19 protein-coding genes and 1 pseudogene are annotated in these 21,826 nt (G+C 72.1%); 12 read left to right on the top strand and 8 right to left on the bottom strand.

What is annotated here, in order from left to right; genetic code table 11:
• Window positions 1-134: 134 nt before the first annotated feature.
• Complete coding sequence (locus DMB66_RS45485) at window positions 135-2,309, top strand: DUF6055 domain-containing protein (protein ID WP_125810341.1); 2,175 nt, start codon at window positions 135-137, stop codon at window positions 2,307-2,309.
• Between the two features lie 49 nt (window positions 2,310-2,358).
• Here DMB66_RS45485 and DMB66_RS45480 read toward each other — a convergent pair whose 3' ends face one another.
• A complete protein-coding gene (locus DMB66_RS45480; protein ID WP_125810340.1) occupies window positions 2,359-3,933 on the bottom strand; it encodes a methyl-accepting chemotaxis protein in 1,575 nt (524 codons plus the stop codon).
• A 108-nt stretch (window positions 3,934-4,041) separates the two neighbouring features.
• Between DMB66_RS45480 and DMB66_RS45475 the strand changes: the two genes are divergently transcribed.
• The gene (locus DMB66_RS45475) at window positions 4,042-4,887 is read left to right on the top strand and encodes a transporter substrate-binding domain-containing protein (protein ID WP_125810339.1); all 846 of its coding nucleotides are present in this window, start codon (window positions 4,042-4,044) and stop codon (window positions 4,885-4,887) included.
• Window positions 4,888-4,915: 28 nt separating this feature from the next.
• A complete protein-coding gene (locus tag DMB66_RS45470; protein ID WP_125810338.1) occupies window positions 4,916-6,547 on the top strand; it encodes an ATP-binding protein in 1,632 nt (543 codons plus the stop codon).
• Between the two features lie 17 nt (window positions 6,548-6,564).
• On the opposite strand, the gene DMB66_RS45465 is transcribed toward DMB66_RS45470, so the two are convergent.
• The 3 genes from DMB66_RS45465 to DMB66_RS45455 all read right to left on the bottom strand — a co-directional run bounded on the left by DMB66_RS45465 (window position 6,565) and on the right by DMB66_RS45455 (window position 8,882).
• A complete protein-coding gene (locus tag DMB66_RS45465; protein WP_125810337.1) occupies window positions 6,565-6,978 on the bottom strand; it encodes an ATP-binding protein in 414 nt (137 codons plus the stop codon).
• Complete coding sequence (locus tag DMB66_RS45460) at window positions 6,971-8,473, bottom strand: SpoIIE family protein phosphatase (RefSeq protein WP_199753005.1); 1,503 nt, start codon at window positions 8,471-8,473, stop codon at window positions 6,971-6,973. Before DMB66_RS45460 ends, DMB66_RS45465 begins: the two co-directional genes overlap by 8 nt.
• 91 nt (window positions 8,474-8,564) lie before the next feature.
• Entirely contained in the window at window positions 8,565-8,882 is a 318-nt protein-coding gene (locus DMB66_RS45455) for an STAS domain-containing protein (RefSeq protein WP_125810335.1), read from the bottom strand.
• 114 nt (window positions 8,883-8,996) lie between these two features.
• Here DMB66_RS45455 and DMB66_RS45450 point away from each other — a divergent pair, with 114 nt between their 5' ends.
• Window positions 8,997-10,505, top strand: coding sequence for an alpha-N-arabinofuranosidase (locus DMB66_RS45450; protein WP_125810334.1), 1,509 nt, complete (start codon window positions 8,997-8,999; stop codon window positions 10,503-10,505).
• Window positions 10,506-10,508: 3 nt separating this feature from the next.
• Here the strand turns inward: DMB66_RS45450 and DMB66_RS45445 are convergent, their stop codons facing one another.
• Complete coding sequence (locus DMB66_RS45445) at window positions 10,509-11,015, bottom strand: Lrp/AsnC family transcriptional regulator (RefSeq protein WP_125810333.1); 507 nt, start codon at window positions 11,013-11,015, stop codon at window positions 10,509-10,511.
• A gap of 89 nt (window positions 11,016-11,104) precedes the next feature.
• Between DMB66_RS45445 and DMB66_RS45440 the strand changes: the two genes are divergently transcribed.
• From DMB66_RS45440 to DMB66_RS45420, 5 genes are all read left to right on the top strand, one after another.
• Window positions 11,105-12,199 carry a thiamine pyrophosphate-dependent enzyme gene (locus DMB66_RS45440; protein WP_125810332.1) on the top strand — a complete coding sequence of 365 codons (1,095 nt, stop codon included), beginning with the start codon at window positions 11,105-11,107 and terminating at the stop codon, window positions 12,197-12,199.
• Window positions 12,196-13,182, top strand: coding sequence for an alpha-ketoacid dehydrogenase subunit beta (locus DMB66_RS45435; protein ID WP_125810331.1), 987 nt, complete (start codon window positions 12,196-12,198; stop codon window positions 13,180-13,182). The genes DMB66_RS45440 and DMB66_RS45435 overlap by 4 nt, the downstream gene beginning before the upstream one ends.
• Window positions 13,167-14,480 (top strand): dihydrolipoamide acetyltransferase family protein, encoded by a 1,314-nt coding sequence (locus tag DMB66_RS45430; protein ID WP_199753004.1) that lies wholly within the window; start codon window positions 13,167-13,169, stop codon window positions 14,478-14,480. Before DMB66_RS45435 ends, DMB66_RS45430 begins: the two co-directional genes overlap by 16 nt.
• Before the next feature lie 140 nt (window positions 14,481-14,620).
• Entirely contained in the window at window positions 14,621-15,295 is a 675-nt protein-coding gene (locus DMB66_RS45425) for an MBL fold metallo-hydrolase (protein WP_125810329.1), read from the top strand.
• Window positions 15,282-15,992 (top strand): maleylpyruvate isomerase family mycothiol-dependent enzyme, encoded by a 711-nt coding sequence (locus tag DMB66_RS45420; RefSeq protein ID WP_125810328.1) that lies wholly within the window; start codon window positions 15,282-15,284, stop codon window positions 15,990-15,992. Before DMB66_RS45425 ends, DMB66_RS45420 begins: the two co-directional genes overlap by 14 nt.
• A 66-nt stretch (window positions 15,993-16,058) precedes the next feature.
• On the opposite strand, the gene DMB66_RS45415 is transcribed toward DMB66_RS45420, so the two are convergent.
• The 3 genes from DMB66_RS45415 to DMB66_RS45405 form a co-directional block, all read right to left on the bottom strand.
• Window positions 16,059-18,311: an MMPL family transporter gene (locus DMB66_RS45415; RefSeq protein ID WP_125810327.1), complete on the bottom strand. Its 2,253-nt coding sequence runs from the start codon at window positions 18,309-18,311 to the stop codon at window positions 16,059-16,061.
• Between the two features lie 221 nt (window positions 18,312-18,532).
• Window positions 18,533-19,573, bottom strand: coding sequence for an LLM class flavin-dependent oxidoreductase (locus DMB66_RS45410; RefSeq protein ID WP_199753003.1), 1,041 nt, complete (start codon window positions 19,571-19,573; stop codon window positions 18,533-18,535).
• A 119-nt stretch (window positions 19,574-19,692) separates the two neighbouring features.
• Window positions 19,693-20,100, bottom strand: a complete 408-nt coding sequence (locus tag DMB66_RS45405) for a hypothetical protein (RefSeq protein WP_125810325.1) — start codon at window positions 20,098-20,100, stop codon at window positions 19,693-19,695.
• Between the two features lie 964 nt (window positions 20,101-21,064).
• Between DMB66_RS45405 and DMB66_RS66255 the strand changes: the two genes are divergently transcribed.
• From DMB66_RS66255 to DMB66_RS45395, 3 genes and pseudogenes are all read left to right on the top strand, one after another.
• The gene (locus DMB66_RS66255) at window positions 21,065-21,208 is read left to right on the top strand and encodes a DUF6879 family protein (protein WP_370320521.1); all 144 of its coding nucleotides are present in this window, start codon (window positions 21,065-21,067) and stop codon (window positions 21,206-21,208) included.
• An 11-nt stretch (window positions 21,209-21,219) separates the two neighbouring features.
• Window positions 21,220-21,402 carry a helix-turn-helix domain-containing protein gene (locus DMB66_RS45400; RefSeq protein ID WP_125810324.1) on the top strand — a complete coding sequence of 61 codons (183 nt, stop codon included), beginning with the start codon at window positions 21,220-21,222 and terminating at the stop codon, window positions 21,400-21,402.
• Window positions 21,403-21,514: 112 nt separating this feature from the next.
• Window positions 21,515-21,826 (top strand): annotated as a pseudogene (locus DMB66_RS45395) (transposase); the annotation flags it as partial.

Genomic DNA, 21,826 nt, shown 5'->3' with positions numbered 1-21,826 from the left:
GATCGATGACCACCTATTGACTGTGCCGGGTGGCCCGCGCACCATGGTCGTGCTGGCCACCAGAACGCATCCTTCCGGGCAGGGATATCGGGCGGCCGACCTCAACCCTGTCCGAACGACGTTGGGATGCTGTGATGAGACCTCGGGTCAAGGTGCGCCGATGGCTGGCCGTGCTCGCGCTGATCGTGTTCGGCGCGGCGCCGCTGGCCGTGCCGGATCTGTTGCCCGCCGCGAACGCCGCGGCCAAGACCGTATGGATCCCGGCCCGCTGGCAGAGCACCGGTGAGGTGCCGTGGGCGCAGAACCGGACCAGGGAGTCGGCCGACTTCATCCTGCTGTGGGGCGAGAAATCCGGCACCGACCCGAAGACCGCGGCGGGGGAGTACCGCTTCGACCCGGACAACATCCTCAGCCAGCTGGAGACCCTGTACAGCTACTACGTGAACACGATGAAGTTCACGCCGGAGACCGGGCTGCTGGCCCAGCACAAGATCATCGTGATCGTCACCCGCACCTGGAACCGCACCGAACTCGACGCCTGGGCCACCGGCGGCTCGACCGACAACCGGGTCGGCGTGATCAACATCGCGCCCGGCGCCGCCCAGCCCGGCTCGTGGGGCCTGGCGCACGAACTGGCGCACGTGTTCCAGAACTACACCTTCCTGGGCCGCTCCGGAGTTGGCTTCACGCACCCGTCGGCGGGCACGTTCTGGGAGGCCAGCGCCGAGTTCATGGCCATGCAGGTCTACCCGCGGACGGCCGCCGGCGACCTCACCCGCTGGCTGCGCACGGAGAATCTGTACTACTCCTCGTCGCGTCACCACTACGGCGCCTGGATGCTGCTGCAGTACATCAAGGACCGTGACGGGCTCGCGATGGTCAATCGCATCTGGAACGAGGCGCTCAGCTCCGAGCACCCGCTGGAGACCTACCGGCGGATCAGCGGCAGCACGCAGGCCGAGCTCAACCGTCGCCTCGGCGAGTACGCCCAGCACAACGTGACCTGGGACTACACCAACCGCGCCGATTTTCTGCCGTTCATCACCGGCGTGTACGGCGCCGGCTTCCTCAACGCGTACAAGGGTGTGCCGGTCGAGGCGGTCGACGGCAATGCCCGGCACTACCGCGTCTCCGACGCGATGGCGCCGTCGGACTACGGCTACAACAAGATCCAGCTCGTGCCGGACAGCGACGGCGCGCTGATCCGCCTGCACCTGAAGGGCCACGCCGAGACCGGCGCGACCGGCTGGACGTTCGGCTTCGTCGCCGTGCGCAACGGCACCCCGCGATACGGGGAGCTGACCCAGGGCACCGACAACCAGATCAGCTTCCAGACCCAGCCCGGTGAGCGCGAGGTCTTCCTGGTCGTCACCGGTACGCCCGCCGGCGCCGTGCCGAAGTACGGGTTCCTCGACGGCTGGCCCAAGAACCGCCGCTACCCGTACGAGTTCCGGATCTCCGGCGCGATCCCGTCCGGCCACGAGCCCGGCTACGTCAAGCCGGCGGCCACCAACGGTGGGCGCTGGCACAGCAACGGCGGCGGCTGGGTCGCCGGCAACGCCAACGTGGCCGCCAGCGCCTACGTCGGGCCGCGCGCGGCCGTGTACAGCGGCACGGTCAGCGGCAACGCCCGGATCGAGGACCTCGCCTGGGTCAACGGCGGCACGGTGACCGGCAACGCGGTCGTGCGGGGCAACGCGATCATCCAGGGCGGCGCCACCATCGGCGGCAGCGCGGTGATCGGCGGCGACGCCGAACCGCCGGCCGCGCCGACCGGAAGCACCTGCAACTCGGGCACCTACCTGATGTTCAACCCGAGCCGCGCCTGCGACGGCGGCGCGGGCGAGGCGGACGTCAACCCGGCGCACGGCACGTTCACCGCCGAGCAGCTCGCGATCACCGGTGGGACCACGCCCACCACCCCGCCCACCACCCCGCCGACCTCCACGCCACCGACGAGCACCCCGCCGACGACGGCGCCGCCCGGCGGCACCGCGGCGTGCCGGGTGACCTACGCGGCCACCTCGTGGAACACGGGATTCACCGGCGACGTGACGGTCACCAACACCGGCAGCACGCCGGTCGCCGGCTGGGCGCTGACGTTCTCGTTCGGGAACGGCCAGCAGGTCACCGGCAGCTGGAACACCACCCTGACGCAGAACGGGCCGGCGGTGACCGCCACCAACGTGAGCCACAACGCCACGATCGCCGCGGGCGGCACCGCGTCGTTCGGCTTCCAGGGCACCCACACCGGCACCAACCAGCCGCCCACCGGCTGGCAGCTCAACGGCACCGCCTGCACCACGTGACCCCGGCGCCGGCGGTGGGGCGGATTCCGCCCCGCCGCCGGCCGGCCGGTCAGTGGCGGAATCTGTCGGAGACCATGCGCAAGCTGTTGGACAGCTGAGACAGCTCGAGCGCCGCGGCCTCGGTCTGGGTCGCCGCCTCGTGGGTCAGGGTCGTGGTGTCCGCCACCCTGCCGATCGACTCCGACACCCCGGTCGCGGACACCACCGCCGCCGCGATGCTCGCGACGATCTGGCTGGTCGCGTTCGTCTGGGCGTGCACCGCCGTGGAGATCGACCGCTGCAGTTCGTCGATCCGGGCGATGACCGCGCTGATCCGGGTGATCGCGTCGAGCGCTCCCGCGGTGTCGGTCTGCATCGCCGTCACCTTCGCCGCGATGTCGCCGGTGGCCGACGCCGTCTCCCGGGACAGGTCCTTCACCTCGCCCGCCACCACGGCGAAGCCCTTGCCCTGCTCGCCGGCCCGCGCCGCCTCGATCGTCGCGTTCAGGGCCAGCAGGTTCGTCTGCTCGGCGATGGCCGTGATGATGGTGACCACCGCCGACACCTCCTCGCTGGAGGTGCGGAGGCGGTCGATGGTGCGGTTGGTGGTGGCCGCCAGGTCCACGGCCTCCTTCGCCACCGTGTCGGCCTCGGTCACGGCCGACGTGATGTCCTGGATCGAGCTCTCCAGCCCGTGCGCCGCGGCCGTCGTCTCGTCGACGCTCGAGGTCACCAGGCCGATGTCGCGGCTGGCCACGCCGGCCTCCGACGAGGCCGTTCCGGCGCCCTGCGACAACTGCCGGCTCGTCGCGGTCAGCTCCTCGGAGGCGGCGGCGACGGAGTTCGCGTTGCCGCCGATCTCGATCAGCGCCGTGCGCAGTGAGCCGACGATCCCGTTCAGGCTGTCGCCGAGCTGGGCCAGCTCGTCGCTGCCGGTCAGCGAGGCGTCCACCGTCAGGTCGTAGGCCGCGACGGACCGCGCCGCCGCGAGGCAGTGGTCCATCCGGCGGGCGATGCGGCGGGCCAGCAGGAGCGCGGCGCCGCCGAGGACCAGGGCGGCCAGCAGGCCGGTGACCAGGGTGAGCAGCTTCGCGTCGGTGGCGACGTCGGTGGCCTCGTCGTAGGACTGCTTGACCCGCAGGCCGATCGCGGCCTTCAGCGCCTCCAGGGTCTCCGCGGCCTTGGCGTCGACCGCGTCGTAGGCGGGCCGGGCCGCCAGGGCCCCGGACCGGGTCGGGTCCGAGGCGACCCGGCTGGCCAGCGTGACCATCCGCTGGCCGGCGGCGATCAGCTGATCCAGGGCGGGCAGGACGGCGTCCGCCTGCGGCCGCAGCTCCGGCGCGTGGCGGATGACGTCGTCGATGCCGGCCCGGGCCTGCGCCACGTTGCGGCCGAGACTGTCGAGCACCGTCTGGCGTTCCGTGGCGTTGTTGGTGACCAGCGCGGCCAGCACGTTGCCCCGGAACAGCGCCCGGGCCAGGTCGGCGGACTGCGCCGCCTGCAGCGCCGCCGCCGAGTCCCGGGCGGCCACCTGCTGTTCCGCGATGGCCGAGATGCCGCGATATCCGATGGCTCCGGCGACGATGACCAGGACGAACCCGATCACCGCCAGGCCGGCGATCTGGCGCCGGATGGTGAACGTCACGGGAACCCCCTTGGTCTCAGATTATCTTCAAAGCCCGCATAGCGGGCATCTTCGGCTCAGCCCGGCACGCCGGTGGCCGAAGAGAGCGGTAGTCGCCTGGGAGGTGTCGTGAAGGTCATCGCGCTGCTGCTGAGCTTCGTCCTGACGCTGGCCGGTGCCGCCGGCTGCGCGGGCCGGGATGCCGGGGCCGGCGAGCCGGTCGACCGGCTCGCCGAGGCGCGGGCGGCCCTGCCGGACGCGATCAAGCAGGCCGGGGTGCTGGTGGGTGGCACCGATCCGACCTTCGAGCCGATGACCTTCATGGCCGGGTCCACCTTCACCGGCCTCGACATCGGCCTCGCCGAGGCGATGGCCGAGCGGCTCGGGCTCGAGGTGCGGTGGCAGAACGTCGGCTTCGGCGACCTGCTCGACCAGGTGCAGGCCCACAAGATCGATTTCTCGATGTCGTCGATGTTCGACCGGGCGGTGCGGCAGGAGAAGGCGGACTTCGTCAACTACCTCAACGCCGGCACGTCGATCGTCGTGCCCAAGGGCGTCGGCGACATCGGTGGCATGCCCGGGCTGTGCGGGCGCAAGGTCGCCGCGCAGGCGGACACCGTCTTCGTCGAGATGGCCCAGGCGCAGCGGAAGGCGTGCGGCAGCAAGGGGCTGACCATCGTGCTGTCCGAGACGCCGTCCGCGTCCGTGCGCGACGGCAAGGCCCAGGCGGCGCTCAACGACTTCCCGATCGCGGTCATCGACGTCGAGAAGATGCCGGCGCTCGAGCTCTCCGGTCCGCAGATCGAGGCGATCCCGTACGGGCTCGGCGTCGCCAAGGACCGCAAGGCCCTGACGGGCGCTTTCCAGGCAGCCCTGTACTCGCTGATCAACGACGGCGCCTACGACGAGTTGCTGGCCAAGTGGAAGGTCAAGGAGGGCGCGCTGCGGACGGGCGCCATCAACGGCGGTGCCTGATCAGCGGGCCGGCCGTGCGGAGGAGACGATGACGCCACCAGAGCCGGAGCCGCAGCCGGTCGCGTGCCCCGGCGGGCTCCTGCACGACTCGCCGGCAGTGCTCGCCGTCGCGCTGCAGGCCTACATCGCCATCGCCGCCACCGGCCGGGTCCTGGCGTGGAACCCCGCCGCCGAGACCACCTTCGGTTTCACCCACGCCGAGGCGTGCGGCCGGCCGATCGAAGAACTGATCATCCCGGTCCGGTTCCGGGCCGCGCACCGCGCCGGGCTGGGGCGGCTCGCCGCCGGTGGCCCCGGCCGGGTCCTCGGCCGGCGGCTGACCCTGGACGCCCTGCACGCCAACGGACACGAGTTCCCCATCGAGATGACCCTGACCGCCACCGACGAGTCCGCCGGGCTGGTGTTTCACGCCTTCGCCCACGACGTCACCACCGCGCAGCGGGCCAGCCGCTTCGCCGACGTGGAGGCCGCCGTCGCCCGGGGCCTGGCCGAGGCCGATTCGAGCACCGCCGCCGCGGCCCGCGTGGTCGAGGCGCTGGGGGTGAAGATGGGCTGGCCGGTGGTCGAACTGTGGCGGGTCGACGACGACCGCCAGCTGCTGACCTGCGCGGCCCGGCACGTCGCACCCGGCCGGCAGGTCCGGGGCTTCGCCCTCGACGAACTCGACCGCGGCACCGGGCTGCCCGGCCGGGTCTGCGCCGACGCCGTCGCACACTGGATCCCCGACCTGTCCGCCGACACCGGCTCGGTGCGCAGCCGGGCCGCGGCCCGCAACGGGCTGCGCGTCGCCGTCGGCGTGCCGCTGAGCACCGGCGCGCAGACCCTGGGCGCGCTGTGCGTCTACGGCGACCGCGTCGAGGACCCCGAGGACACCCTCACCGGGCTGCTCGGTGGCCTCGCCGCCCAGGTCGGGCAGTACCTCGAACGGCGCCGTGCCGAGGAGCTCACCGTCGAACTGGCGCGGACCAAGGACGAGTTCCTCGCCATGGTCACCCACGAACTCCGCAACCCGCTGGCGGTGATCACCGGCACCGCCGCCCTGTTCGACGACGAGCTCGACTGCCTGACCATCGATCAGCAACGGCACTATCTGCGGGTCATCAACCGCAACGCCCAGCGCCTGTCCGTCATGGCCGAGGACCTCCTCGACCTCGCCCGCCTCGAATCCGGGCACCTCGCGGTCGACCCCACCGACACCGACCTGTGCGCCATCATCGACCAGGCGGTGCAGGCCCACGCGCCGCAGACGGCCGACAAACAGCTCACCGTCGCCGTCCGGCTGCCGGAACACCTCGAGCTCCACGCCGACCCGCACCGGCTCCGCCAGGTCGCGGACAACCTGCTGGGCAACGCCATCAAGTACACCCCGGCGGGCGGCACCATCACCATCACCGCTGCCCTCGACGCCACCGGTGAGGGGATCACCTGGAGCATCTCCGACACCGGCATCGGCATCCCACCCGGCGACCGGCCCCGGCTGTTCCGGCGCTTCTACCGCGCCTCCAGCGCCCTCGACCGGCGCATCCCCGGCACCGGCCTGGGCCTGGTCATCACCCGCACCATCATCGAACGGCACCACGGCACCATCGACCTGGCCGACAGCGCCGGCGCCGGCCCCGGCACCACCTTCACCATCGAACTGCCCACCAAGCCGCGCTGACCCGCCGGCCCGCGGGCTCAGACCCGGGTGCTGACGGTGATGCTCGTGCCCCGGCCGTCGCTGTCGATGACGAGCTGTTCGACGCTGTGGTGGGCGAGCCAGAGGCCGCGCCCACCGACGGCGTCGGGCGGCGGCCGGTGCGGGAGACGGCCGGCGGGCAGGCCCTTGCCCCGGTCGGTGACGCGGCAGTGCAGCCGGTCGGCGGTACGCCAGAGCGCGAGCTGTCCGCTGCCCCCGCCGTGCCGCACCGCGTTGGTGGTGAGCTCGTTGACGGCGACGACGAAGCGGTAGAGCTCCAGCCCGGCCAGGCCGTGCTGCGCGGCGCAGCGCTCGAGGTCGTGGCGCAGCGTGACGAGGCCGTCCAGGCCGAACTGCCGCGTCAGCAGGTCGGCGGGCGAGGGGCTGGCTCCCCGGCTGGCCGGCTCACTCATCGTGACGGCCGGTGGCGGCGGATCGGCGGGCGGCGAGGATGCAGGTGTCGTCGTCGGGGTTGGCGGTCCGCAGCTCGGCGACCAGGAAGTCGAGGGGGCGGTGCGCGGCGCAGACGCGGTTGAGGGTGGCCATGACCGGTGCGAGACCTTCCTCGAGGCTGTGCGAGCGGTGTTCGATGAGCCCGTCGGTGTAGAGGACGAGCACGTCACCTTCCCCGAGGCTGTGGGTGGCGGTTTCGTAGCCCGGGTGGGGCAGGGCGCCGAGCAACGGCCCGCGTGGCCGGGGCAGCTCGGTGGTGACGCCGGCCCGGGTGCGCAGCGGGGCGGGGTGACCGGCCTGGGCCCACCGCAGGTGGTGGGTGGCGGGGTCGTAGCGGACGATGACCGCGGTGGCCGTGCTGACCGTGGGGTCGCTGGAGTAGAGCAGCTGGTTGAGGTGGGCGAGCAACTCGGCGGGGTGCGTCGTGGTGGTGACGGTCAGGGTCGTGAGGGCGTGCCGCAGCAGGGCCATCGTGGCCGCGGCGTACACCCCGTGGCCGGCGACGTCGCCGACGGCGAGGATGACGCTGCCGTCGCGGGCGGTCGCCGCGTGATACCAGTCGCCACCGACCCGGCTGGCCTGCTCGGCGGGGAGGTATCGCACGGCGGCCCGGATCCCGGGCAGGTCGATCGGCGCGGTCGGGATGGGCAGCACGATCTGCTGCAGCTGGGCGGCGAGGCGGTGCTCGACGGCCAGGCTGGCCTGGTGCTCGCGCAGCTGCTGTTGCACCTCGGCCAGCTTGGCGCGGCTGGTCTCGCGGGCGGTGACGTCCTGGATGATGCCGTAGATCCGCAGCGGCCGGCCGCCGGCGTCCCGGACGGCGTCGACCACGGCCCGCACATGCTTGACGCGGCCGTGAACGCGGATCCGGTAGGTGACGTCGACGGTCTCGCCGCGGCCGAAGGCCTCGGCCGCCTGCCGGCGTACGGGCTCGTCGTCGGGCAGGGCGAGGGCCTCGGACTCCTCGCGTGGCAGCGGCCCGGCGGTGGGGTCGCGTTCGTAGATGCGGTACAGCTCGTCGGACCAGACGGTGGTGTCGGAGACCAGGTCCCACTCGCCCCAGCCGAGGCTGCCGAGCCGCTCGGTCTGTGCCATCCGCTCGGCCAGCCGGGTCTGCTCGTCGTGCGGGATCCCGGAATCGAGCGGGCCCGGCCCCACCACCGGCTGGGCCCGCTCCGTCAAAGCCGCGGCGGCGGCGGTGCGCAGCCGGCCGGGCGGGGTGACGGCACGGGCCTCCAGCGTGACCATGACCTCGGCGGCCACCGCGCGGACGTCGCGGTCCTGCTCGGTGGCCAGTTGCCGCAGATAGGCATGCGCTTCCTCGACCCGGCAGCCGATCCGTCCGGCCAGCAGCCCGGCGGCCCGCTCGTATCCCACGTCGGGGTCGAGCCGGGCCCGGCCGATCTGGGCGTTGAGCTCGGTGAGGCGCCGCATGTATCCCTGGTGTGCCTCCATCGGCTGCCCCCGGCCTCGCGTGTCCGACCCCGTGCGGAGCATTGGCAGTCTCGCCCGCCCGCGCGGCCGATGTCGACCCCCCGGAGGTGTACTACGACCGGGTAACCCCGAACGGCTCGAGCAGCCCGGCGGTGTCCAGCTGGTCCAGCACTTTGTCGGTGGGCTGCTCGACCCGGAAGATCGCGTCGAAGGCCGCGGCGGCCTTCATCGCCTGCACCAGGACGCCGATGCCGGAGGAGTCCAGGAACGTGACCTCGGCGAGGTCGACCCGCACCGCGGTGGGCCGCTCCGCCACGATCGCCGCCCGGATCGCCTCGGCGGAGGTGGCGGCGTTGGTGAAGTCGACCTCACCGCGCAACACGACCTCCAGCGAACGGTCCAGCCCCACGTCGATCGACACCCTCTGCATGGGTCCTCCTCGCCTGCCGGATGACGCTCACGGTACGCCCCCCGCACCCGCGCGGTCCGTCACCGGACGGGGGAGAATGGCAGGGTGACACCCCCTTCGACCGCTGGGAGATCCGTGCTTTCCGCAACCTTCACCCTCGATCCCGCGTTCACCATCGCGCCGGTTTCCCGCCGCACCTTCGGTTCCTTCGTCGAGCACATGGGCCGGTGCGTCTACACGGGCATCTACGAGCCGTCGCACCCGACCGCGGACGCCGACGGCTTCCGGGAGGACGTGCTCGCGCTGACCCGCGAGCTGGGCGTCTCGGTCGTGCGGTATCCGGGTGGCAACTTCGTCTCCGGCTACCGCTGGGAGGACGGCATCGGCCCGGTCGCGGACCGGCCGGTGCGCCGCGACCTCGCCTGGCACAGCCTGGAGACCAACGAGGTCGGCATCGACGAGTTCGTGCGCTGGGCGCGCAAGGCCGGCGTCGAGATCATGTACGCGGTCAACCTCGGCACCCGCGGCATGCAGGAGGCGCTGGACGTCCAGGAGTACATGAACCAGCCCGACCGCACCCACCTGGCGCGCCTGAGGGCGGCCAACGGCTCCGCCGAGCCGTACGGCGTGACCATGTTCTGCCTCGGCAACGAGCTCGACGGACCGTGGCAGACCGGCCACAAGACCGCCCACGAGTACGGCCGGCTCGCCGCGGAGACGGCCCGGGCGATGCGCAGCGCCGAGCCGGGCCTGGAGCTGGTGGCCTGCGGCAGCTCGAACTCCTCGATGCCGACGTTCGCGGCGTGGGAGGCCGAGGTGCTGGAGCTGGCGTACGACGCCGTCGACTACATCTCCGCGCACGCCTACTACGAGCCGGTCGACGGTGACCTGGGCAGCTTCCTGGCCTCGGCGGTCGACATGGACCACTTCATCACCAGCGTCGCCGCCACCGCCGACAGCGTGGGCGCCAGGCTGAAGAGCCGCAAGAAGATCAAGATCTCGTTCGACGAGTGGAACGTCTGGTACCACAGCGCGTTCGCGGCCAAGCAGGAGACCGAGTGGCAGGTGGCCCCCCGGGTCATCGAGGACTGCTACAACGTCGCCGACGCCGTGGTGGTGGGCAACCTGCTCATCTCCCTGCTGCGGCACAGCGACCGGGTCACCGCCGCCTGCCAGGCCCAGCTGGTCAACGTCATCGCGCCGATCCGCACCGAGGCCGGCGGCCCGGCGTGGCGGCAGACCATCTTCCACCCGTTCGCGCTGACCTCCCGGCTGGCCCGCGGCGAGGTGCTGCGCGTGGAGACGCATTCGCCCAGCTACGACACCGCGAAGTTCGGCGCCGTGCCGGTGCTGGACGCGGTCGCCACCCACGACGCCGAGAGCGGCGACGTCACGGTCTTCGTCGTCAACCGGCACCTGACCGAGAGCGTCGACCTCGCCGTCTCGCTGGCCGGCTTCCGGGCGGGCCTGCGGGTGGCCGAGTCCTGGACGCTCGCGGACGACGACCTGTACGCGGTGAACACCGCGACCGATCCGGACCGCGTGGTGCCCCGCCCGGCCAAGGACGCCGACGTCAGCGACGGCCTGCTGCGGGCGAGCCTGCCGCCGGTGTCCTGGACGGCCATCCGGCTCGCCGCCCGATGACCCTCACTGCTCCCAGACGGCGGTGGCGGAGAGCGGCTCGGCCTCCTCGAAGACGAGCAGCGTGCGGGTGTTGACCACCCCGGGCATGCCCTGGATCTCATCCAGGACCAGGCGGCGCAGGCCGGCGTTGTCCCTGGCGCGCACCAGCAGGATCGCGTCGAACTCGCCGCCGACCAGGGCGATGTGCACGACGCCGGGCAGCGCCCGCAGTTGCTCGCCCACGTCGCGCCACTCCGCCTGGTGCAGGTTGACCGTGACGTAGGCGGAGGTGGCCAGGCCCGCGGCGACCGGATCGATGTCGGCCCGGAAGCCCCTGATCACCTTCGCGGCGCGGAGCCGCTCGACCCGGGCGTAGGCGTTGGCCCGGGAGATGTGCAGGCGCTCGGCCAGGGTGCGCATCGACATCCGGCCGTCGCGGGTCAGCTCCGCCAGGATCTGCCGGTCGACCTCGTCCAGGGGGCTGGCCACTTGTCTCGTCCTCCTCGTCTCCAGACCGGGTTGGCTGGACATTTGGCCGCCCTCTGCCGGGCAGCTCCGTACATTTTCTCGGTTTTCCGCCGGTTGTGGAAACCGAATGGTCGGGCAACGACCATGTGGGCATGACACGTGACCCGCACCACCTGCTGCCCTCCGCCGAGCCGGTCACGCTCATCGACAAGCACGGACGAGCGGTCGGCGCGCCGGGGTATGCCGCCCCGGACGGCGCGGCGCTGGTCCGGGCCTTCGCGGCGCTGGTCACCGCGCGGCGGCTCAACGATCAGGCGTACGCGCTGGTCCGGCAGGGCCGGCTGGCGGTCTACCCGTCGTCGCACGGCCAGGAGGCCTGCCAGGTCGCCGCCGCGCAGGTGCTGGCCGACGGCGACTGGCTGTTCCCCACGTACCGCGACACGATCGCCGCGGTGGGCCGGGGCGTGGACCCGGTCGAGGCGCTGAGTTTGCTCAAGGGGGACTGGCACTGCGGCTACGACCCGTACGAGCACAAGGTCGCCCCGCACGCCACACCGCTGGCCACCCAGCTCCCGCACGCGGTGGGCGTCGCGCACGCCGCGCGGCTGCGCGGCGAACCGACCGTGGTCATGGCGCTGTGCGGCGACGGCGGCACCAGCGAGGGCGACTTCCACGAGGCGCTCAACTTCGCCGCGGTCCTGCGCGCGCCGGTCGTGTTCCTCGTGCAGAACAACGAGTACGCCATCAGCGTGCCGCTGGCCCGGCAGACCGCCGCCCCGTCGCTGGCGCACAAGGGCATCGGCTACGGCGTGCCGGGCGAACGCGTCGACGGCAACGACGCGGCCGCGCTGCTGGCCGTGCTCGGCGCCGCCGTCGACCGGGCCCGGTCCGGCGAGGGACCACAGCTCATCGAGGCGCACACGTACCGGATGCAGGCGCACACCAACGCCGACGACGCCACCCGCTACCGGCGCGACGAGGAGGTCGCGGCCTGGATCGAGCGCGACCCGATCACCCGGCTGGAGGCCCACCTGCGCGGGCGCGGCCTGCTCACCGACGCGCAGTTGACGGACTTCACGGCGCAGGCGGATCGGGCTGCCACCCACCTGCGCGACGGCCTCAACCGCGACGTCGAGCCCGACCCCGCGATGCTCTTCGACCACGTGTACGCCAGGCCCACCCCACAGCTCACCGAGCAGGCCGCGCTGGTCGCCGACGAGCGGGAGCGCGAAGGAGCGCTGCGATGACCCACTTGAAGTTGACGATGGGGCAGGCGCTCAACCGGGCCCTGCGCGAGGCGATGGCCGCGGACCCGACCGTGGTGACCTTCGGCGAGGACGTGGGCGCGCTCGGCGGCGTCTTCCGGATCACCGACGGCCTGACCGCCGAGTTCGGCGAGGACCGGTGCTTCGACACACCCCTGGCCGAGTCCGGCATCGTCGGCGTGGCGATCGGCATGGCGATGAACGGCATGCGCCCGGTGGTGGAGATGCAGTTCGACGCCTTCGCCTACCCGGCGTTCGAGCAGATCGTCAGCCACGTGGCGAAGATGCGCAACCGCACCCGCGGCCGGGTCACGCTGCCGATGGTGATCCGGGTGCCGTACGCGGGCGGCATCGGCGGCGTCGAGCACCACTGCGACTCCTCCGAGGCGTACTACGCGCACACGCCCGGCCTGCACGTGGTCGCACCGGCGTCGCCGGCGGACGCGTACGGTCTGCTGCGCGAGGCGATCGCCTCGCCCGACCCGGTCGTCTTCCTCGAACCGAAGAAGCTCTACTGGACCAAGGAAGAGGTCGAGCTGGGCGCGCCGGTGCCCGGCATCGGCACGGCGGTGGTACGCCGCGCGGGCACCGACGCCACCCTGATCGCGTACGGCCCGTCGGTGCCGGTGGCGCTCGAAGCCGCCGAGGTGGCCGCGAGCGAGGGCCGCAGCCTGCAAGTGGTCGACCTGCGCTCGATCGTGCCGTTCGACGACGAGACGGTCTGCGCGGCCGTCCGCGGCACCGGCCGGGCCGTCGTGGTCGCCGAGGCCGCCGGCTTCGCCAGCGTGTCGTCGGAGATCGTCGCCCGGGTCACCGAGCGGTGCTTCCACGCGCTGGCCGCGCCGATCCGCCGGGTGACCGGCTTCGACATCCCGTACCCGCCGCCGAAGCTGGAACACTTCCAGCTGCCCGGCGTGGACCGCGTCCTGGACGCCGTGGACGACCTGCAATGGGGGGACCGGTGACCGCGCGGGTGTTTCTGCTGCCGGACCTCGGCGAGGGCCTGACCGAGGCGGAGGTGGTGCGCTGGCTGGTCCAGGAGGGCGACACCGTCGAGGTCGATCAGCCGGTGGTCGAGGTGGAGACGGCGAAGTCGCTGGTCGAGGTGCCGACGCCGTACGCCGGCCGGGTCGCGACCCGGCATGCCGCCGAGGGGGCGACCCTGGAGGTCGGCAAGCCGCTGCTCACGGTCACCGCGGCGGTCCTGGCGGAGCCGGCCGGCTCCGGCAACGTCCTGATCGGGTACGGGACCTCGGGTGGCACGGTCACGTCGCGGCGCCGCCGGCCGCGGGTTCGCCCGGCTTCGGCCGGCCCGGCTTCGGCTGGTCGCGTGCCGCTCGTGGTCTCGCCGCTGGTGCGCCGGCTCGCCCGGGAGGGCGGGGTGGATCTGGGCACGGTCGAGGCGACCGGTGCCGGTGGTGTCATCGTCCGGGCGGATGTGGAGCGTGCGCTGGCCCGGCCCGCTTCCGCGTCGCCGGCCGCGCCGATGGCTTCGGCCGCGCCGGTGGCTCCGGCCGCTCCGGCGGTCTCGGCCGCGCCGATGGTTTCGGCCGCTCCTGCGGTTTCGGCCGCGCCGGCGGTCTCGGCCGCCATGGGGGAGCGTCGCGTCGCTCTCAGCGGCTTCCGCAAGGCGGTCTCGGCCGCGCTGTCCCGCAGCCGCGCCGAGATCCCCGAGGCGACCGTCTGGGTCGATGTCGACGCCACCAGGCTCTGGGAGCTGCGTCAGAGCACGCCCGGCCCCGGGCTGCTCGCCTACATCGCCCGGTTCGTGGTGGCGGGGCTGCGGCAGTATCCGATGCTCAACGCCCGGGTGGACACCGAGCGGCAGGAGATCGTCGAATACGACCGGATCAACCTCGGCATCGCGGTGCAGGGCGAGCGCGGGCTGGTCGTGCCCGCGGTGCTCGGCGCCGAGGCGATGACGACCGGGCAGCTGGACGCCGAGCTCCGCCGGGTCACCGCGAGCGCCAGGGAGGGCCGGGTGACGGGCCAGGAGGCCGGGACCTTCACGCTCAACAACTACGGCAGCTTCCGGGTCGACGGCAGCGCCGCCATCATCAACCATCCGCAGGTGGCGATCCTGGGCCTCGGCCGGATCATCGACCGCCCCTGGGTCGTCGACGGCGAGCTGTGCATCCGCAAGATCACGCAGATGAGCTTCGTGTTCGACCACCGGGTCTGCGACGGCGGAACGGCGGCGGGCTTCATGCGCAGCGTCGCGGACGCGATCGAGGACCCGGCGTCCGCCATCGCCAGACTCTGACTCGGGGTGATCGCGATCGACCCCGTCGACCCAGTCACTGGTTGCCAGGATCGCGGCGGCGGCGAAGGGGGCCGGCGGGGCCGACTGTGGCGCGGGTGTCGTGGCCGTCGCCGGGGGTCGCCGGGTGCGAAGATCTCCGCATGCGTGAAGTGGTCGACGGAGTCTTCGAGGTGGGCATCGGATACGTCAACGTGCATCTGGTCGTGACCGACGACGGGGTCGTGCTCGTCGACACCGGGCTGCCGGGCCGGTCCGCGAAGATCGGCCAGGTCCTGCACGGGCTGCGCCGCAGCATCGGCGACGTGCGGACCGTGCTGCTCACCCACTATCATCCCGACCACACCGGCGGGCTCGCCGAGGTGCGCCGCCGCTCCGGCGCCCGCGTCGTCGCGCACCAGGCCGACGTCCCATACGTCACCGGCGCCGAGCGGCCCGTGATCCGGCACCCCGTCGTGAAGCTCACCTCGCGGCTCATGGGCACTCCCGAGCCGGCGCCGGTCGACGATGTGGTGACGGCCGACGGGTATTCTCCGCTGCCCGGCTTCACCGCGCTGCACACCCCCGGCCACACCGCCGGTCACCTCTCCTACCTGCTCGACCGCGCGGGAGGCGTGCTGTTCGCCGGTGACGCCGCCGCGGGCAAGCGTGGCGGCCGCGTCGGCAGCACGCCCAAGATGGTGTCGGTGGATCTCGACCAGCAGGCGAAGAGCGTCGCCCGGCTGGCCGGGCTCGACTTCGAGCACGCCGTGTTCGGGCACGGCCGGGCCGTCTCCGGGCGCGCGGTAGAACGCTTCCGCGAGTATGTCGCCCGCTGAAGCGGGTCCCGGGCTGCTTCATGATCAGGTGCTCGACGCCTTCGCGGCCGAGACGGCCGAGCTCGCCGCTGTCATGCTCGACGTGGCCCCGGCCGACTGGTCACGAGCCAGTCCCTGCCCGCCGTGGACGGTCGCCGAGCTGCTGGGCCACGTGGCGACCGTGATCGGCTGGCTGCCGGGCATGCTCGCGGCGCCCGCACCGCCGCGGGCCGAGGTGTCCGCGGCCGGCTACTACCGTGCCGACGACCGTTTCTCGCCGGCTACCAATGCCGCCCGCCTCGACCTGGCCGCCCGGCGTGCGGCCGCCGCCTCGGACGGGCACGCGCTCGCTCTCGCGTTCCATGCCGACCAGCGTGAGATCGTCGGGCTGTGCCGCCGCGAGCCGGCCGATCGGGTGGTCGGCACCCGGCACGGCGATGCCATGTCGCTGACGGACTTCCTGGTCACCCGCATCGTCGAGGTCGGCGTTCACGGCCTCGACCTCGCCGACGGCCTCGGCCGGCCGGCCTGGCTCACCCCGGCCGCGGCCGGCGTGCTCACCGACCTGTTCCTCGGCGACGGGGGACGGGCCACCGGCCGCCGCCTCGGCTGGGACGATCCGACGCTGCTGCGCAAGGTGACCGGCCGGCGGACCCTCACCGACCGGGAGGCCGCCGGCCTGCGGCGGCCGGGCGTTCGAAGGCTGACGCTGGGCTGACCGTGGGCTGACGGCAGGGCGCCGGCCGGAACCCTGTGGCTTCCGGCCGGCGCGTGTTCGGAGAGGTCAGCGGGCGCCGATCAGCTCCGGGGACTGCTCGTCCTGCGGCTCCGCGTCGTCGGCGCCGGCCGCCGGACCGCCGGCGGCGTGCCGGCCGCGGCCCCGCAGCAGGCGCGGCGCCCACCAGTTCGCCGGGCCGAGCAGCGTCATCAGCGCCGGCAGCACCACCGCCCGGATCAGCGTCGCGTCGAGCAGGATCGCCGCGGCCAGGCCGACGCCGAGCTGCTTCATGTCGATCGTGGAGAGGGTCGCGAAGATCGAGAAGACCGCTACCATCACGATGGCGGCGCTGGTCACCACCCCGGCCGAGCTGGTGATGCCCTCGGCGACCGCCTCGCGGTTCGGCACCCCGCGTAGCACCGCCTCCCGGATCCGGCTCACCACGAAGACGTGGTAGTCCATCGACAGGCCGAACAGCACCACGAACAGGAACAGCGGCAGCCAGGTGACGATCGCGCCCATCGAGGTGAAACCCAGGATGTCCTCGGCCCAGGTGCGCTGGAAGACCAGCACGAGCAGACCGTACGAGGCACCGGCGGAGAGCAGGTTGAGCACGATGGAGGTCAGCGCCACCACTACCGAGCGGAACGTCCACGCCATCACCAGGAACGTCAGCAGCAGCACGAAGCCGACGACGATGGGCAGCTTCTTCCACACGTGCGCGGCGTAGTCCTCACTCTCGGCGACACCACCGCCGACCGCGTACGAGGCGCCGCTGAGCCCGCCGAGGGCGGCCGGGACCAGGCTCTCCCGCAGCCGGTGCAGCGACTGCGCGGCCTCGTCGCTGCGCGAGGAGAACGGTGTGGCGATCGACAGCACCGTCACCCGGGCGTCGGGGGAGACCTCGATGTCCGCCCCGGCCTGCTCCGGCGCGGCGAACAGCCGGTCGCCCGCGGTGCTCGCGGCCAGCTTGGTCAGGGCCGCCTTGACGGCGGGCGCCTGGTCGGCGGAGGCCCGCACGGCCACGATGTGGTTGGTGCCGTTGCTCGGGTACGCGGCCGCCAGCCGGTCGTACGCCTGCATCGCCGGGGTGGTCCGGGGCAGGTCCTCGGTGCCGGGGAACTTGAGCTGCATGCCCAGCGCGGGCGCGGCCAGGGCGAGCAGCAGGCCGACGCTGATCAGCAGGGTCGGCAGCGGCCGGCGCAGGGCCGGGCGCAGCACGAGCGACCAGAAGCGGCTCGGCCGCTCCACGCCGTCCGGGCCGGTACGGCGGGCGGTGAGGCGCCACAGCAGCGGCACCCGCGGCCGGTCCACCCAGCGGCCCAGCTTGGCCAGCAGCGCGGGCAGCACGGTCAGCGAGCCGATCACCGCGACGGCGACGACGAGGATCGAGCCCACGGCCAGCGAGGAGAAGACGGCGTCCTGGGCGAGGAACAGCCCGGCCATGGCGATGACGACAGCCGTACCGGAGACGACGACCGCGTGCCCGGAGGTCTCCGCGGCGATCTCCACCGCGTCGACGTGGCCGCGGCCCTTGGCGCGTTCCTCGCGCTCCCGGCGGACGTAGAACAGCGAGTAGTCGATGCCCACGGCCATGCCGATGAGCAGGATGACGCTCGACGTGGAGTCGTTGGCCGGCACCAGGTGCGAGGCCAGCGTGGACAAGCCGATCGCGGCGGCCACCGACGACAGGGCCAGCAGCACCGGGATGCCCGCGGCGATGAGCGCGCCGAACGCGACGATCAGGATCGCCAGGGTCACCGGCAGGCTGAGGATCTCCGCCCGCTGGAAGTCCGCGCCGAGGGTGTCGTCGAGGGCCTTGCCGATGGACGGCCCGCCGACCTGCTCCACCCGCAGCGCCGGATGCTGCTCCTGCACCTTGGCGGTGGCCGCACGCAGCGGTTCCACCCGGTCGGAGGCGGTCTCGGGGTCGCCGCTCATGGTGATCGGCACCAGCAGCGCGGAGCCGTCGTTGGCCTTGATCGGCTCACCGACCTGCGCCACGCCCGGGACCGTGCGCAGCTGGGCCGACGCGGCCGCGGCCGCGGCACCGGCGGCGGCCTGGTCGAGCGGGCCGGAACGGGAGGTGATCAGCACATTGTCGACGGCCGGCTCGTCGGCGAACTTTCCCTCCTCGATCATGACGCCGGCGCGTCCGGACTCGCCCACGGCCTGGTCCTGTGCGGTGGCCTCCTGCAGGCCGGCCGCGTTGCCCCCGACGAAGCAGACCGCGACGAACACCACCCACAGCGCCACCGCCCGCCAGGGATGCTCGGCGCTCCACCGCGCCACCCGAACCGTCACCGGTCGCTTGCTCATCGCTGAATCCCCCTGCATCGATTCCTGTGTCGAACCTGAACCTAGGCAGGGGGAGCGCTGGGAACATCCGGGTCGGACCCGCGCCGCACCCGGAGCCGGCCGCGGGGCGGCTCGGGTGCCCGCTCACCGGGGGAAAGCGGCGAAACGGTGGTTCCGGACGCCGGTCGGGGTCCCGGCTCCGCCTGGCGGAGGACCCGGCGACCGGGGACCCCGAGAGATCCTCAGGGTTTGCCCCGGCCCGCCTCCGCGGCGGGGGACCAGCCGATCGCCGGAGCGATGTGTCGGGTAATGGTCTGCAGGATCCGCGCGTTGTAGTCGACCCCGAGCTGGTTGGGCACGGTGAAAAGAACGGTGTCGGCGGCCTGGACGGCCGCGTCGGCCGCGAGCTCCTTGGCGATCCGGTCCGGCTCCCCGGCGTACGTGCGCCCGAAGCGCGACCGGACCCCCTCGAGCAGCCCCACCTGGTCGTCGTGGGCCTGCTCGCCGAAGTAGATCCGGTCGATCTCCTCGGTGATGGGCAGCACGCTGCGTGACACCGAGACCCGCGGCTCCCGGTCGTGGCCCTGCTCGCGCCACGCCTGCCGGTACAGCTCGATCTGCTCGGCCTGCAGCTGGTCGAACGGCACCCCGGTGTCCTCGGACAGCAGGGTGGAGCTCTGCAGGTTCATCCCGGACCGGGCGGCCCATTGGGCGGTGGCCCGGGTGCCGGAGCCCCACCAGATCCGCTCGCGCAGCCCTGGGGACTGCGGTTGCACGGCCAGCCCGCCGCTGAAGCCGGTCCGGGCCGGGTCGGTGCGGGCGACCTTGGCACCGTCGATCGCGGCCAGGAACACCTCGGTCTTCTGCCGGGCGGCGTCCGCGACGCTCTCGCCGTCGGCCGGGCGGTAACCGAACACCTCGGCGCCGCGCAGCACGGTCTCCGGCGATCCCCGGCTGACGCCGAGTTGCAGCCGGCCGCCGCTGATCAGGTCGGCCGCCGCGGCCTCTTCCGCCATGTACAGCGGGTTCTCGTAGCGCATGTCGATGACGCCGGTGCCGATCTCGATCCGCGAGGTGCGCGCGCCGATGGCCGCCAGCAGCGGGAACGGCGAGGCGAGCTGGCGCTCGAAGTGGTGGACGCGGACGAACGCGCCGTCCACGCCGAGGTCCTCCGCGACCTGGGCCAGGTCGATGGTCTGCAGGAGGGCGTCGGCGGCGGTGCGGGTCTGCGAGCCGGCCGCGTCGCGCCAGTGCCCGAAGGACAGGAAACCGATCTTCTTCACCTCGGTGCGAACCAAGCGGAGCCGCAGCGGATTCCCGTGCTTGCGCCGCGCCGCGCCGCGCCCGCCTGACCGCAGCCGCGGCCGCAGTCAGGCGGGCGCGGCCGCGGTGGCTGTACCCGTCAGGAGTCCAAGACCCCGTCCGTGGCGAGGAAGCCCTGAGTGCCGCCCTCCAGGAGCACGAAGACACCTGTCGTCGTCGTGTCCCGGGCCTCGCTCCAATGAGTCGTTCCGTTGCCCTGGCTGTTGGTGGTCAGCGTGGTGTCGACGGCTCCGCAGTTGCCACCGAGCCCGTTGGGCGTCTGTACCAGTCGAACCTGGTAGGTCGTGTTGGCGTCAAGCTTCTTGAGCTTGATTGTCGCGGAGACGGTGCCGTTCGACGGAAAGTTGATGATGGCGAAGCTGTCTGTCGTGGCGCCGACCGTGGCGCCGACGTTGCAGTCGCCGAAGGCGTTCTTGAAGGCGACTTCCTTGGTCGCGCCGGCCGCCTCCGCCGCGCCGGTGCCCAAGAGGAACGTCGCCGCGACCAAGCCTGCGACAACTGATGTTCGTGCTACCGCTCGCATTTTCCAGCCCCCCGAATTGCCTTGGACTCCGCCATCGGTGCGGAGTGACCGCCGGCGTCTCCGCCAACCGCGCTGACGTCGCGCCACGGGGACGGTACCGCCGGCATACCGGGCAGATGCCGTGATTACCCGGATTCCGCACCTTGCTCACCCCGGGTTGCGCGGGGAGTGTCGGATTGGCGACACGCCAGCTGCTGTTCGGCCCTATCGACTGGTCTGCCGGCATGTACAGCGGGTTGCCGTTCTTCTCGAATTGTCTGACGGGATGGAGCCCCGCTGTGAACGACCATGACCCTGCCGTGTGCGCAGCCTTGGCAGCGCTGGCCCCCAGGACGGATGGCGACAACGGTCCCGGGGGCTCTCGTTCCGCTCAATCGACCGAGTCCTGAGCCGTTCTGGTAGCGCGGCCCCAGGGGTGCGTCGGGGAAGTTCCGGCCGCCCGGTCACGGTCGAACCCCCGCATGAACGCGGCGCGTGTCGTGCCCCTGCGGACACGTCAGGGTGATGCCACAGTCGCGGCATCCATGTTGTTTGCTCGGGTTTGCTTGGACCCGGCAAGCCTTGACAGCGGGGCGACACGAGCAAACGATTGTTCTAGGTGAAGCAAACTCCCGCAACTTCCAACCGGAAGGATCGGACCTGCAGCTAACGTTCCTAGGCAAGTCGACGCAAGGCGGTGGCTCTCCCACCCTGTACGCAACGGACCGTGACACGTACGTGGTCCAAGGGTGGAAGGTGGCGGGCAAGCCGCTGAGCGTTGTCGAGATCCCGGAATCCCTACTCGTGTACCTGCGACCGGGCACCCGGTTGGGAGTGCCCTTGAAGGCGACCGGCAACCGATGGCGGGGCGACGACGGGGAGTGCGACACGTACACCTTGACCGGCGAGGCCGTGACCGACTCGGAAGCGTTGGCAACGATGAGCGTTCCTGATATTTACCGTCTTTACTCCCGACGGGACGTTCTCGGGCGGTGCCGAGACTGTAGACCCTGTAATCGTTGACCGATGCGTGCGTGTACGCGACACACTGTGGTCGATTGCCATTTCCCATGCTGACTACGTGAATAGCTGAGCGGTGTTCCGTTGGTTACAAGTACCGTCCACCAGGCGCGCGAAGCGCTAGGTAACCGCCTGCGTGACGTTCGCCGAGATGCTGGGCTGACCGGCCGAGGACTCTCAGCCCTCGCCGGTTGGCACAGCTCCAAGGTGTCGAAGATTGAGTACGGCAAGCAAAGCCCGTCAGTGGCGTCCCTGATAGTGGTGTAACGCGATCGGCGTGATCGTCGGGCGGCCCGTCTGCGGGCTGAACGAAGAGCGCGGTCATCGCGTGATCTTTCGAGTGAACCTCTCACAGCACTCTCGAAAGGGCTCTATCGCGATGACCGCACCTCACATCATCAACCCTGCCGGGCTGTTGGACCAAGCTCTCGGCGACGCGTCGCCGGACCTGATGCGGCACCTGCTGTCCACGGTGATCAACTCGCTGTTGTCGGCCGACGCGGACGCGGTCTGCGGCGCCGAGTACGGCGTGAGTTCACCGGAGCGGGTCAACTCCCGTAACGGCTACCGCCATCGTGACCTGGACACCCGCGTTGGCACGATCGACGTCGCGGTCCCGAAACTGCGCCAAGGCACGTATTTCCCGATTGGCTGCTCGAGCGGCGTAAGCGGGCCGAGGCCGCCCTGGTGA

The organism is Actinoplanes sp. ATCC 53533 (assembly GCF_003947245.1).
This window is presented reverse-complemented; position numbering and strand designations above follow the sequence as displayed.